Origin of the sequence: Lientehia hominis (assembly GCF_021044755.1) — a bacterium.
Taxonomy (GTDB): domain Bacteria; phylum Bacillota; class Clostridia; order Lachnospirales; family Lachnospiraceae; genus Lientehia; species Lientehia hominis.
The window spans coordinates 761,735-775,863 of the sequence record NZ_JAJNOR010000001.1 but is presented as its reverse complement, the minus strand read 5'-3'; the positions used below and the strand labels follow the sequence as shown (position 1 = coordinate 775,863).

Here is a 14,129-nt window from a genome sequence, read left to right as displayed (position 1 = left end):
GTTACACTAAAACCTAGAATGCCCGGATTTAAGAGCGATTCAGCCGGGAATGAACGAGATTATCCGCACAAGGAGGAAGAAACTGATGCTAGACGGAAAGAAGACCCTATTCAGCGGGATGCAGGCTACGGGGAACCTTACACTGGGAAATTATCTGGGGGCCCTGAAAAACTGGGTGACCATCAGTGATGAATATAATTGCTTTTACAGCGTGGTGGATATGCACTCCATAACTGTCCGCCAGGACCCGGCCGTTTTAAGAAAACGGGCCAGGACGCTCCTGACCCTGTATATCGCGGCGGGACTTGATCCAGTCAAAAACTGTATTTATTATCAGTCCCATGTATCTGCCCATGCGGAGCTGGCCTGGATTCTCAACTGTTTTACTTATATGGGCGAACTCAACCGCATGACCCAGTTCAAGGATAAGGCCGCGAAGCACGCGGACAATATCAATGCCGGGCTTTTTACGTATCCCGTTTTGATGGCGGCGGATATCCTTCTGTACCAGGCGGATCTGGTGCCGGTGGGTATCGACCAGATGCAGCATCTGGAGATCACAAGGGACATTGCCCAAAGGTTCAACAGTACCTACGGCGATGTATTCACTCTGCCGGAAGCGTATATTGGCAAGGTGGGGGCGAAGATCATGAGCCTCCAGGAGCCCTCCAAAAAGATGTCCAAGTCCGATGAAAATCCAAATGGAAGCATTTATCTGATGGATGACAAGGATACTATTATGAGGAAATGCAGGAGGGCCGTTACGGATTCTGCGGGCATCATCCGCTATACCGACGAACAGCCGGGGTTAAAGAACCTGATCGACATTTACTGTGCGTGTACGGGAAAGACGCCGGATGAGACGATGAAGGAATTTGATGGAAAGGGCTATGGAGAATTTAAGCCTGCCGTGGGAGAAGCTGTTGCGGCGATCCTTATGCCCCTGCAGGAGGAACAGGCCAGGCTGACGGCCGATAAAGCGTATATAGACGGGATCATTAAGGAAAACGCCGAAAAAGCTGCTTATTATGCGAATAAGACGCTTCGCAAGGTACAGAGGAAGATCGGATTCCCGGACAGAATACGTAATTGAGAGAACATATTTTAATAGAATACAAGGAGGGCTGAGATATGAAGCTGGTGACATACCGATATGAAGAAAAGGAAGCGGTGGGAGTGGTGTCCCCCTGCGGGAACTATGTATATCCGGTGAAAGACCTCGGATTTGCTTTTGATACAATGAATGAGCTCATTGACGGTCTGTCCGGCGAAGGGCTTTGCGGCCTTCGGAAAGCGGCGGAAGCCGGCACAGAGGCGGGGATACCGTTTGAACAGGTGGAGCTATTGGCGCCGATTCCGGTTCCCAAGCAGGATATGATCTGCCTGGGAATCAATTATATGGCCCATGCGGAAGAATCGGCCCGTTACAAGAAGGAGGCCTTCGGCGGGGAACGGCCCTTTGCCGTGTACTTTTCCAAGCGGATAGGGGAAGCCGTGAAGCCTTATGGGGAGATAGAAGGCCATTTTGATATCGTGGAACGCCTGGACTATGAAGCGGAACTGGCTCTCATCATAGGAAAGGACGCAAAAAAAGTAGAGGAAAAAGACGCGGCCGGATATGTACTGGGCTATACGGTCATCAATGATGTCAGCGCCAGAGAGATCCAGACACGGCACAAGCAGTGGTATTTCGGCAAAGGCCTGGATGGCTTCACGCCCATGGGCCCCTGGATCGTCACGACGGATGAGCTCGCGTTTCCCCCGAAGCTGGACATCCGGTCCAGGGTCAATGGAGAGCTCCGCCAGGACAGCAATACGGAGCTCTTGATTTTTGATATTCCCCATATCATCCATGAGCTGTCTCAGGGGATCACTTTGAAAGCAGGGACGATCATCGCGACGGGGACGCCGGCAGGAGTGGGAATGGGCTTTGACCCGCCTAAATTCTTAAAGGTGGGAGATGAGATCGCCTGTACTATTGAGGGCATTGGTACGATTAAGAATGTGGTGAAATAACGGCGGAGCTGTTGAGGGCAGCGGCGGGCTGACAATACAAACGGCGGCAGGAGGAGACTCCTGCCGCCGTTTTATTTCATAGGAAAGTTTATGTATTGCCGGAAAGCCTATTTTTTCGGTACGGCTTTCTGCAGAGCAGAGCTTATGGCCTCTGTGAGCGCCATAGAGGTGTACTGAGAACTCTGGTCATAAGAAAGGCCGGTCACTCCCTGGTTTGCCACTACCTGTTCTGCCAGGTTTTCCATAGCCGGAGCCATCAGAGGATACATGGTGGCTACGGAATCTTCCAGGTTCACGAAACGGACGGACTTGATCTGATCAGAATCCACCACTACTTCCACATCAATGGCCTGGTTGTTCAGCGACAAAGATGAGGTGTAGACGCCGGGAGTATATTGAGAAACGGTGGCGTTCGTCTTCGTTGTCTTATTTTTCGGCGCGAACATACAGACCAGAAGAATGATGAGAAGAATGCCCAGGGCAACGAAAATACCCGTGTAGATCAGCTCTTTCATGCGTAATACAACTATTTTTGTTTTGGAACTCATAGACGGCTCCTCGATTTCCTTTGTACAGGATATGAGAAAGCGGATTGGAATATGACAGTTGTACCGAAAAGAGGGAAATGGTATAATAGGTATCACTCATTGAAACAATACAGAGGAAAACAGATAAGGGATCTGGAAAGGAACATATTTTGAAGGAACAGGAAAAAATACAGGAATCAGTCAATATAGAGCTCAAGTGGGAAGAACGGGAATGGGATGAAGATGAGTTTCCGCGGGGAGCATCTCCCGAGAAGTTCTTCCGGGACAGCAAGGAGTTCGCCAATCTGATGATGATGTATAAATGCGCCATCCGGGAAGTGCGGACGAAGCTGGAGGTGCTGGACGATGAGTTTTCCGTCCGGTATAAGAGAAATCCGATTTCTTCCATTCAGACAAGAGTGAAGAAGCCGATCAGTATTTTTCGGAAGCTTAAGAAGTATGACCTGGAGCTGACTCCGGAGAACATCCTGAAGGGGCTTCATGACGTGGCGGGTGTGAGGGTAGTCTGCGCGTTCATAGACGATATTTATATGGTCGCCGCCCTCCTGGCGAACCAGGACGACATCACAGTCCTTCAGGTGAAGGACTATATTAAGGAACCGAAAGCGAACGGCTACAGAAGCTATCATATGATCGTGGAGATTCCGGTGTTCTTTTCCAGGGGAAAAACACCGATGAAGGTCGAGATCCAGATACGGACCATTGCCATGGATTTTTGGGCCAGCCTGGAGCATCAGCTGCGGTATAAAAAGGACATCGAGGACGTGGAAGGTCACGAAGAGATAAGCGGGAGGCTGCTGGAATGTGCCGACACCATCTCAGATACGGATAGGAAGATGCAGGAGATCAAGCAGATGATCGGAGAATTCAACGATCTGTCATGACGGATGTCAGGGACACGTCTGAGGCTTTAGAAAGAGGGATGATATGTCACTTCAGTTTATTTTGGGGGGAGCAGGCACCGGAAAATCTTATTATATGAATCATGCTCTTGTGAAAGAGGCGTCAGAGCATCCAGAGCAGCAGTTCTTTGCCATCGTGCCGGAGCAGTTTACAATGGAGACTCAAAAAGAACTGGTGGACATCCATCCGGGGCACAGCATCCTGAATATAGACATTTTAAGTTTTGATCGCCTGGCCTACCGGGTCTTCGAAGAGCTTTCCTGCGTGCCTCATGCCGTGCTGGACGATATGGGAAAAAGCATGGTGCTCCGGAAAGCGTGCGCCGGGGTGGAGAAGGAGCTGGAAGTTTACCGGGGACATCTGGACAGAGCGGGGTTCATCGATCAGCTGAAATCTGTGATGTCCGAGTTCGGTCAGTACCGGATAGGAGAAGAAGAGCTGAAAAGGCTGACTGCGAGTACAGTAAACAGACCTCTTCTGCACAAAAAGCTGGAAGATCTGCAGGTGCTGTTCGGCGCGTTCCGCGCTTCCATGGAAGAAGGGACCATAACGGCCGAGGAACTGCTGGCGGCGCTGTGCCGTGTACTTCCCCGCTCAGAAAAAGTGAGGGACAGTGTAATAGCCCTGGACGGCTTTACAGGTTTTACTCCGGCGCAGTATGAGGTGCTGGCCCTCCTTCTCTGCCAGGGCCGGAGGGTCATGGTGGCTGTGACGATAGATGTGGACGCGGATCCCTATGGGGAAAAGAAAAACCACGATATCTTTTCTCTGAGCCGTAAGACCATCGGGACCCTCAGCCGTATGGCAGAAGAGCTCCGCACCGGACGGGACGAGGATGTCCTCATGGAAAAAAGACAGCCACAAAGATTCCGGGAATCGAAAGAGCTCATGTTCCTGTCGGAGCAGATTCTCCGCTGTCCCTGCCGTGTGTGGAAGGGTGTTCCGGAGGATATTATTTTGTTCAGAGCAGGGACGCCGGTGGAAGAGGCCCGGACGATGGCGCGGAGGATATCGGTCCTGGTGAGAGAGGAAGGGTTCCGTTACCGGGATATCGCCGTAGTCTGTGGGGATATGGCAGGTTACAGGCCGATTTTAGAGCAGGCTATGAAAGAGGCGGGAATCCCCTGCTTTTTGGATGATAAAAGAAGCCTGCTCACCAATCCTCTGGTGGAATATATGCGGGCGGCCCTGGAGATCGTGGAAAAAGATTTTTCCTATGAAAGTGTTTTCCGCTATCTTAAATGCGGGTTTCTTCCGGTAGAGGAAGACGTCCTGTATGAGATGGAGAATTATGTGCTGGCTCTCGGAATCCGCGGTCATAAACGATGGAGCAGTCCATGGGAGCGGATATACCGGGGCGGCGAGCATGTGAATCTGGAGGCGCTCAACCGAGCCAGAGAAGCAGTGGCCGGTCCCCTTCTCACCCTCAGGGAGGCGTTTAAGCAAAAAGGAGCTTCTGTCCGCCAAATGACAGAGGCGCTGTTTTTATGGATGGAAGGGCAGGAAGCAGAGTCTGTTCTGAAGCAGATGGCGGAGAGGTTTGAGGAGGCAGGGGAATACAGCCTTGCAAAAGAATATGAACAGGCCTATGAGCTGCTTTTGGGTTTGTTTGACCGGATCGTCGGTCTATTGGGAGATGAGACCCTCTCGGTCAGGACGTATAATGACGTGCTGGACGCCGGCTGCAGAGAAATACGGGTGGGCGTGATTCCAGCGGCCATCGACAGGGTCCTGGTGGGAGACGTGGAGCGGAGCAGACTGAAAGACATTAAGGCGTTGTTCTTCATCGGAGTGAATGACGGAAACGTGCCGTCGCCCGGAAAGCAGGGCGGACTTTTGTCGGAACTTGACCGGGAAGAGCTGAAGGCGTATGTGGAACTCGTTCCTACAAGGCGTGAGAGCAGTCTGATGGATAAATTTTATTTCTATCTGACAGTGACAAAACCGTCGAGGAAGCTTTTTATCTCCTATGCGGCCGCGGATGAAGCGGGCGGGGGAAAGAGCCCTTCGTCATATATTGCCTTTCTCTGCAGAGTATTTCCGGAGCTGGAGACAGAGGCAGAGCCGGAGAGGGAACCCTCCCATATTCTTACCCCTTCTTTAGCCATGAAGATGCTGGCGGAGGGGATGGAAGAATATCGGAACGGGAAGGCATCGAAGACTTGGACCGCTCTGTATGACTGTCTGTACTCGGAGGAAGAGAACCGGCATCTGCTGAAGCGGATGGCGGATGCCGCCTTTTATACTTATGGAGGAGACCAGATATCCAGAGCTGTGGCCAGGGTGCTTTATGGAGAGCCCTTGTACGGAAGTGTGACCAGGCTGGAGACGTATGCGGTCTGTGCGTATGCCCAGTTTCTGACATATGGGCTGAATCTGGTAAAGCGGAAGGAATTTGAGTTTGCAGCCCTGGACATGGGCAACGTGTTTCACCGCGCCATTGAGCTGTGCTTCCGAAAAGCGGAAGAAAAGGGTGTCTCCATCGCCTCTGCTGACGACGGAGAACGGCATGAGCTGGTGGAAGCGGCAATGGAAGAGGCAGCCGATTCTCTGGGGAGCGACATTCTGAAAAGCTCTTCCAGAAATCATTACCTGTACGATCGGATGAAGAAGATCACGGAAAAGACGATATGGGCTTTGGGAGAGCAGCTGGCTGCGGGAAGATTTGAACCGGCCGCTTTTGAGCTGAGCTTTGAACCGGGGGAAAATTCGGCCATGAGAATCACTCTTTCAGAAGGCGGGAGTATGCAGCTGAAGGGAAAGATTGACCGGGTCGATTTATTTGAAGATGAAGAGCATGTCTATGTGAAAATCGTGGACTACAAATCCGGCGGCGCGGATTTTGATCTGAATGCCGTATACCATGGCCTGCAGCTGCAGCTGGTCGTCTACATGGACGCGGTGATGAGACGGGAGCAAAAAAAGCGCCCGGGAAAGGAAATCGTTCCGGCGGGCATGTTTTACTATCAGATTCAGGATCCGGTGCTGGAACGGGAATCCGCGGGGACGAGCCCGGAGGACGCGGTTTTGGAAGCACTGCGCCCCAAGGGGCTTTTCAATGGCGAGGAACAGGTCGTCTCCTTGTTCCAGCAGGAGGGCGGAGAAAATGGAGCATCCAGGTGGATTCCGGCAGTCATGAAGGATGGAAGCCTGGTGAAAGGAAAATCCGCAGCCGCTTCCAAGGAGCAGTTCTTTCATTTGAGGAACTTTGTAAGCGGCAGGATGAAGGAGTTCGGAACGGCCATCGCCGGAGGAGATGTTACTGCGGCGCCTTATAAACGCCGGGACAGGACGGGATGCGATTACTGTGATTTCCGGTCTGTCTGCGGTTTTGACAAAAAGACGGCGGGCTATGATTATAAACGGCTGGCAGAACGGAAGCCGGAGGAGATCTGGAAAGAAATGGCTGAGAAGGACGAAAACGGCGGGAAAGGCAGGTGAGACAATTGGCTGTGGAATGGACAAATGAGCAGAAACAAATAATCGGGCTGCGGAACCGCAATATTCTGGTGGCGGCGGCGGCGGGCAGCGGAAAGACCGCGGTACTGGTTGAGAGGATTCTGTCCATGATCACCGATGAGGATCATCCTGTGGATATAGACAGGCTGCTGGTGGTGACCTTTACCAATGCCGCGGCGGGTCAGATGAAGGAGCGTATCGCAAAGCGGCTTTCCGGCCGGCTGGAAGAAGAGCCGGACGACCGGAACCTGAAACGCCAGGAGGACCTGCTCCCCCATGCCAAGATCATGACCATTGACAGCTTCTGCCTTTATGTGGTGCGGAATTATTTCAGCAGCCTGGACCTGGACCCGGATTTTCGGATCGGGGATGAAGGGGAACTGAAGCTGCTCCGCGAGGATGTCATGAAGACCCTGCTGGAGAGGAAATATGAGGAAGCGGCTCCGGAATTCTTTCGGTTCGTGGAAAGCTATGCCGAGGGGAAGGGAGACGGAGGGATACCGGAATATATTGAGAAGCTGTATCAGTTTGCGTCTGCTTATCCGAATCCAGACAGACAGCTGAAGCAGTGGAAGGGCCAGCTGGAAGCCGGCTCCGCAGAAGCCGTCCGGTCTGCGGGATGGATGGAGTGTCTCATGGATGAGATCCATCTGGAGGCGGAGGAACTGGCCGCCCGCTATACGGCGGCGCGGGAGGCCTGCCTGGAACCGGGAGGTCCGTATTATTATGAGGATATGTTCCGGTCGGACGAACAGATCGTCAAGGGCTTACTGTCTGCACGGACTTATGAGGAAGCGGCAGAGATTTTGTCGGGATTAAAAACGGCGTTTGTTCGCAAGCCTTCTAAAAGGGATCCGGCGGTGGATGATGAGAAAAAAGCATTTTTGTCCGCCCTCCGGGATGAAATGAAAAAGGCCCTGCAGGACATGGCGAAGCAATATTACCTGGGGAGTATGGAACAGGTGCTTTCCGATATCAGAGGATGCAGCGGACCGCTCTGCGAGCTGGTGGATCTGGCGGCAGAGTTCGGGGAAGATTATTCCGCGGCCAAACGGGAAAAGAATCTGGTGGATTTTGGGGATATTGAGCATTTTGCTTTAGAGGTCCTGACGGAGGAAGGCCCGGACGGTAAATTCTTCCCCACGGAAGCAGCGGTAGAGATGAGCAGGAGCTTTTATGAGATCATGATCGATGAATATCAGGACAGCAACCGGATTCAGGAAGAGATTCTGCGCAGCGTATCCAGGGAAAGGGACGGGCGTCCCAATATCTTCATGGTGGGCGATGTAAAGCAGAGTATTTATAAGTTCCGGCAGGCGAGACCGGAGCTTTTCATGGAAAAATATGAAGCCTATACAGTGGAAGACAGCTTGTATCAGAAGATAGATCTCCATCGGAACTTCCGCAGCAGGGTGGAAGTACTCAGTACCGTCAACTTCTTTTTCAGCCAGCTGATGGAAAAGAAGCTGGGGGGAATCGCATACGACGAAGATGCGGCCCTCGTTCCGGGACGTGGATTTCCGAAAGAGCCTGAAGAAGTGGAAGGGGAAAGCCGCAAGACGGAGATCATTTTCCTGGATTCCGGGAAGGACCGGGATAAGGAAGCCGATGCAAAGCTTGCGGAATACCAGGCGAAGGAGCTGGAAGCAAAGGCAGTCGCCAAACGCATTCGGGAACTGACGGACCCGGTCTCTGGATATAAGGTCTACGACGGCCAGATAGGGGGATGCCGGACGGCCAGATATGGAGACATTGTGATTCTTCTGAGGACAGTCACCGGATGGGCAGAAGTCTTTGTGGACAGTCTGATGGAAGCCGGAATTCCTGCCTATGCCCAGTCCAGGACAGGATACTTTACTGCCAGAGAAGTGCAGTGTGTGCTTCACCTGCTGCGGGTGATCGACAATCCCATGCAGGACATTCCCATGGCTGCGGTGATGAAATCTCCCATAGGAGGCTTCACATCGGAGGAGCTGGCGCTGATAACCGCCGATTTTCGCGCAGATATCACGCCGAAGGAAACGAGAGGGCTTTATGGAGCCGTGAAACGGTGCCTCGAAGAAACGAGAGCAGAGGGACAAGGCGGAAGCTATGCCATGGTATCGGAGGAGCTTCGCGGAAAGGTGCGCCGATTTTACAATATGATCTGTGATTTTCGGGGGAAAGCCGTATATATGAGGCTTCACCAGCTGCTTCGTTATATTCTGGAAAAGACAGAATACGAATATATCCTGGCGGCTTCGCCGGGAGGCCGGCTGAGGCTGGCAAATATAGAGATGCTCATAAAACGGGCTGTCGATTATGAGAATACCAGTTACCGGGGTGTATTTCAATTCGTCCGCTATATTGAAAACCTGCAGAAATATTCGGTGGATTTCGGCGAAGCTTCCCTGGCCGGGGAGCAGGAGGATACGGTGCGTATCACCAGTATTCATAAAAGCAAGGGACTGGAATATCCTATTGTGATTCTGGCTGGCGCGGGCAAGCTGTTCAACCAGGGGGATGCGAAAGGAAAAATACTGCTCCATCCGGATTTGGGAATCGCAGCAGATTACATCGATACGGAAAGACGGCTGAAGGCGGCCACCCTTCCGAAGAAGGTTTTTCAGAGGCAGCTGCGCCTGGAGAACCTGGGAGAGGAGCTCCGCGTTCTGTATGTGGCGCTCACAAGGGCGGAAGAGAAGCTGATCATCACGGGGACAGACCGATATCTGGAGACAAAGCTCACAAAATGGAACAGTCTCCGCCTGGAAAAGGGAAGAGAGCTGCCTTATCAGGAAGTCTCGAGAGCGTCTTCTTATCTTGACTGGATGCTTATGGCGCTGGTGAGGAGCCGTATTTACGGCGGGGTCCTTTCCGAACGGGGGATTACTCCTCCGGTATTTCATCCGGTCTACGGAGAAGAAATACCGGCGGCGGTGCATGTGGAGAGTGTGGAGACGCTGGTGTATCACGAGGTCGAGAAACAGGCCTCAGGAGAGCTTTTCAAGGAAAGGCTGATGGATTGGGACGGGCTCCGGGATGAAGATGAAAAAGCCCTTTCGGGCCGGATAGCGGATCAATTGTCTTATGTGTATCCATATTTGGCGGCCGTATCGGCGCCGAGAAAATTTACAGTCTCCCAGCTGAAAGAGATTGGTATGGCAGAAGGGGAAGAAGAGGCGGTCCGCCTTTTGGAGAATCAGGACAGGGATGCGGACAGAAAACGTCCGGCTTTCCTGGAAAAAGAGGAAGAGCTGTCAGGAGCGGCCAGGGGCACCGCCTATCACAGGGTGCTTGAGCTCCTTCCCATGACTACGGAGGCCAAAAAGGAAAGTGTGGAGGAAGCAGTCAGGATTCTGGAAAAACAGGGGCTGCTGCCCTTTGGAACGGGAGAACGGCTGAATTTGAGAAAGATCACAAGATTTCTGGATTCTCCTCTGGGACACAGGATGGCAGAAGGAGAACGCCGCGGGACACTCAGGAAAGAGCAGCAGTTTGTCATGGGAATGCCGGCGGCCAGGATTCGTCCTGAGTATGAGGAAGCCGGACTGTCAGAGGAGCGGATGCTCATTCAGGGAATTATCGACGCCTGGTTCGAAGAAGACGACGGGTTAGTCCTGGTGGACTATAAGACGGACAAAGTGGATAAGATGGTAGGAGAGGCCGGCGTGAGGCGTTTCCTGGAACGATATCGGACACAGGTGGATTATTATCAGGAAGCGTTGGAGCAGAATACCGGAAAACGGGTGAAAGAAAGATATCTGTACTCTTTTTCCCTGGAACGGGCAATCCCGCTTTGACGGCGGCAGGTGATCGCAGAAAGACGTGGAAAACACGGACGGAGGGAATATATGGATTCAGGAATTCTAATACCGCAGAGCTCAGTTCTCTGCATGGCGGCCTCACTGGCGGGGATGGTATTGGCGCCCGTTCTTGCAGTGGTATTTTTGAAAAAGAGGACGGGACAGAAGCTGTATCCGCTGTTAGTAGGAGCGCTGACTTTCTTTGTCTTTGTCCGTTTTCTGGAAAACATCCTGCATCAGGTGGTGCTGGGTGTGCCCGGCGCGGGAAATCTGATCTTGAATAATGGGTGGGCCTATGCAATATACGGTGGTCTGGCGGCCGGCATATTTGAGGAGATCGGACGTTTTGTGGCTTTTAAGAAACTGCTGAAAAATGAGAGAGGGAAGAGAATATCCCTCATGTACGGTTTGGGACATGGAGGAATCGAGACTTTTCTGGTGGCGCTCAGCCTGGTGAGTACCATGACACTGGCGTTTGCAGTTAATAAAATGGGGATAGACGCATATATCGCGACGATTCCGGCCGCGTCTGCAGATACCGTGCGGAACGCCGCAGAATCTATCGCGTCGCAGCCGGCCTGGATCTATTTGTTGTCCTTTCTGGAGAGACTGGTTGCCATGGGGCTTCATCTGAGCCTTTCGGTATTGGTATACGGCGCTGCCCGATGCGGAAAAAAATGGCTGCTTCCGGCGGCGATTGGAATCCACAGTTTTAGCGACATGTTCGCGGGACTTTACCAGAAGGGGATACTGACCAGTGTATTTTTAACAGAATTTCTGATTTTGGCGGTTATGGTGATAACAGCTGTGTTTGCCAGGAAGCTATATCTGGAATATCCCGATGAAATAGAGAAGACAGCGGATAATTCAGAGAGGATACAGCAGTAGAGAAGAACGGAATAGAAAAGGAGAGATTGACTATGAGGACGTTTGAAAAATCAAAAAAGCTTGACAATGTCTGTTACGATGTGCGGGGACCGGTGGTCGACGAGGCTAACCGGATGATTGCCGAAAATATCGATATTTTGAAGCTGAATATCGGAAATCCGGCTCCTTTTGGATTCCAGGCGCCGGATGAGGTCATCCATGATATGCAGACCCGGCTGCGGGAAGCACAGGGCTATTCCGATTCTAAAGGGGTCTTCGGCGCCAGAAAGGCCATTATGCAGTATTGCAGGATAAAGAAGATTCCCAATGTGACCATGGAGGACATCTATGTGGGAAACGGTGTCAGTGAGCTGATCACCATGTCCATGCAGGGACTTTTAGATGATGGAGACGAGATTCTGATTCCCTCTCCGGACTATCCTCTTTGGACAGCGGCCGCCAATCTGTCCGGCGGCCGGCCGGTGCATTATATCTGCGATGAATCGGCGGACTGGTACCCGGATCTGGATGATATGGAAAAGAAGATCACGGACCGGACGAAGGGGCTTGTGATCATCAACCCCAATAATCCCACCGGTGCGCTGTATCCTAAAGAGCTTTTGGAGCGGATCGTGGAGATTGCCAGACGTCATGAACTGATCTTGTTTGCCGACGAGATTTATGACCGCCTTGTGATGGACGGGGAGACTCATGTCTCGATTGCGTCTCTGGCACCGGATCTGATGTGCGTGACCTTCAACGGTCTTTCCAAATCCCACCGTATCGCGGGATTCCGGAGCGGCTGGATGACTCTAAGCGGAGATAAGAAAAAAGCCAAAGGATATATCGAGGGACTGAATATGCTGTCCTCCATGAGGCTCTGTGCCAATGTTCCTGCACAGATGGTAGTGCAGACAGCCCTTGGAGGCTACCAGCAGGAAAATGTGGATGAGCTTTTGCTGCCAAGAGGACGGATTTATGAGCAGAGGGAGTTTATATACAACGCGCTCAACGATATTCCCGGCATAACGGCAGTGAAGCCCAAGGCGGCGTTTTATATTTTCCCCAAAATAGATGTGAAGAAATTTAATATTCACGATGACGAACAGTTCGTGCTGGATTTTCTGCGTTCTGAAAAGGTGCTTTTGGTGCACGGAGGCGGTTTCAACTGGAAGGAGCCGGATCATTTCCGCGTGGTATACCTTCCCAGGGTCGAGGAGCTCAGGAACGCCACCGGCCGGCTGGCAAGGTTTTTGTCTGAATACCGTCAGCCGTAAGTGAATTCGGAGGCATATCCGACAATTCTTTACTTTTTTTTCGAAAATCTTCAGATTTGATTCATGTTTGCACAAGAATTCTTATGTATACTAAGATAAGAGTTTGGATGAAAAAGCAAAGGAGACACTCATGAATCAAATGACCACGGGAAAAGAGCCTCCCAGGTGGCAGAATACGGGGAAAGAATACACGACAGGAAAGAAAAGCTCCGGCAAAGAAAGAAGCGGAAGCGTCAGAAGAACCGATACAGGGACGTTTAAGGCCGCGGGACGGAGACCGGCAGGCAGGTTTGACACTTCCAGAATGGAAGAAAAAAAGCGCATGAGAAGAAATCAAAGGATAAGAAAACGGATTGGACTTGTTTTCGGAGCTTTCGTCCTTTGTACCGGTTCTTTTCTCGCGGGAAGGCTTACGGCGCCTGCCGGGAACAAGACTCTGGGAAGGACGGATGATTCATTGCCCGGAGAGTCGGGAATGTCACGGAGCGGGTTTATGTCCACGGCGAGCGAACAGGATTCGGAGATGAGCGACGAGGAAAAAAGGGCCTATGTGCTGGAGCACCCGGAAGAGTATCCGGAATATTTGGTGTCTTTAATGGAAAGCTCCCCGGAAGCATTGGATTTCGTCTATTCTTATCCGGAAGAAAAGAATCAAGAGACGGTTATTGACCTTTCAGGAGAATTTACCAAAGGGGAGATTCCTCTTTTCATCCAGTGGGACAAGCGGTGGGGATACTGGAAATACGGAGACGACCTGCTGGGTCTCAGCGGATGCGGCCCTACCTGTCTGTCTATGGTCTATGTGGGACTGACGGGAGACGCTTCCATGAATCCAAAGGTAATGGCCGCGTACAGCGAGAGTAACGGTTTTTATCTGGAAAACGTGGGCACCAGCTGGGAGCTGATGGGGACCGGCGCAGAAGAGCTGGGACTCCGGTCGAATACGATTTCATTGAGCAGGGAGGCGGTCTTCAGAGAGCTGGATGCGGGGCGTCCGCTGATCTGCAGCATGCGGCCGGGGGATTTTACGGCGAACGGGCATTTTATCGTTATATATGGACGGGAAGGAGATGAGCTCCTTGTCCACGATCCTAACAGCCCAAAGCGGAGCGGAATGAAATGGTCCTATTCAGATCTGGAGTATCAGATAAAGAATATCTGGTCATATTCTGTTGGAAGTAAAGAACGGAAGGTTGAAAAGAGTTTTTCTCAGATATGATCTGTGCGGCCGGAAGGATTCAGTCCTTCCGGCCGTTATTGTGTCTTTCTGTGAA

At 51.9% G+C, this 14,129-nt stretch carries 9 protein-coding genes; 8 read left to right on the top strand and 1 reads right to left on the bottom strand.

The window, feature by feature from the left end; genetic code table 11:
• The first annotated feature begins 85 nt into the window (after positions 1–85).
• A complete protein-coding gene (trpS, locus tag LQE92_RS03520; protein ID WP_231061605.1) occupies positions 86–1,093 on the top strand; it encodes a tryptophan--tRNA ligase in 1,008 nt (335 codons plus the stop codon).
• 38 nt (positions 1,094–1,131) lie between these two features.
• Complete coding sequence (locus tag LQE92_RS03515; RefSeq protein WP_231061604.1) at positions 1,132–2,016, top strand: fumarylacetoacetate hydrolase family protein; 885 nt, start codon at positions 1,132–1,134, stop codon at positions 2,014–2,016.
• A 107-nt stretch (positions 2,017–2,123) separates the two neighbouring features.
• Here the strand turns inward: LQE92_RS03515 and LQE92_RS03510 are convergent, their stop codons facing one another.
• Complete coding sequence (locus tag LQE92_RS03510; RefSeq protein ID WP_231061603.1) at positions 2,124–2,564, bottom strand: FMN-binding protein; 441 nt, start codon at positions 2,562–2,564, stop codon at positions 2,124–2,126.
• A 185-nt stretch (positions 2,565–2,749) separates the two neighbouring features.
• Here LQE92_RS03510 and LQE92_RS03505 point away from each other — a divergent pair, with 185 nt between their 5' ends.
• The 6 genes from LQE92_RS03505 (at position 2,750) to LQE92_RS03480 (ending at position 14,074) form a co-directional block, all read left to right on the top strand.
• Positions 2,750–3,448 carry a GTP pyrophosphokinase gene (locus LQE92_RS03505; protein WP_231061876.1) on the top strand — a complete coding sequence of 233 codons (699 nt, stop codon included), beginning with the start codon at positions 2,750–2,752 and terminating at the stop codon, positions 3,446–3,448.
• 43 nt (positions 3,449–3,491) lie between these two features.
• Positions 3,492–6,908: a PD-(D/E)XK nuclease family protein gene (locus tag LQE92_RS03500; RefSeq protein ID WP_231061602.1), complete on the top strand. Its 3,417-nt coding sequence runs from the start codon at positions 3,492–3,494 to the stop codon at positions 6,906–6,908.
• 11 nt (positions 6,909–6,919) lie between these two features.
• A complete protein-coding gene (gene addA, locus LQE92_RS03495; protein WP_231061601.1) occupies positions 6,920–10,708 on the top strand; it encodes a helicase-exonuclease AddAB subunit AddA in 3,789 nt (1,262 codons plus the stop codon).
• Positions 10,709–10,759: 51 nt separating this feature from the next.
• Complete coding sequence (locus tag LQE92_RS03490; RefSeq protein WP_231061600.1) at positions 10,760–11,599, top strand: YhfC family intramembrane metalloprotease; 840 nt, start codon at positions 10,760–10,762, stop codon at positions 11,597–11,599.
• A 32-nt stretch (positions 11,600–11,631) separates the two neighbouring features.
• Positions 11,632–12,855 (top strand): pyridoxal phosphate-dependent aminotransferase, encoded by a 1,224-nt coding sequence (locus LQE92_RS03485; protein WP_231061599.1) that lies wholly within the window; start codon positions 11,632–11,634, stop codon positions 12,853–12,855.
• A 130-nt stretch (positions 12,856–12,985) separates the two neighbouring features.
• On the top strand, positions 12,986–14,074 hold the full coding sequence (locus LQE92_RS03480; protein ID WP_231061598.1) for a C39 family peptidase: 1,089 nt from the start codon (positions 12,986–12,988) through the stop codon (positions 14,072–14,074).
• The last annotated feature ends 55 nt before the right edge of the window (positions 14,075–14,129 follow it).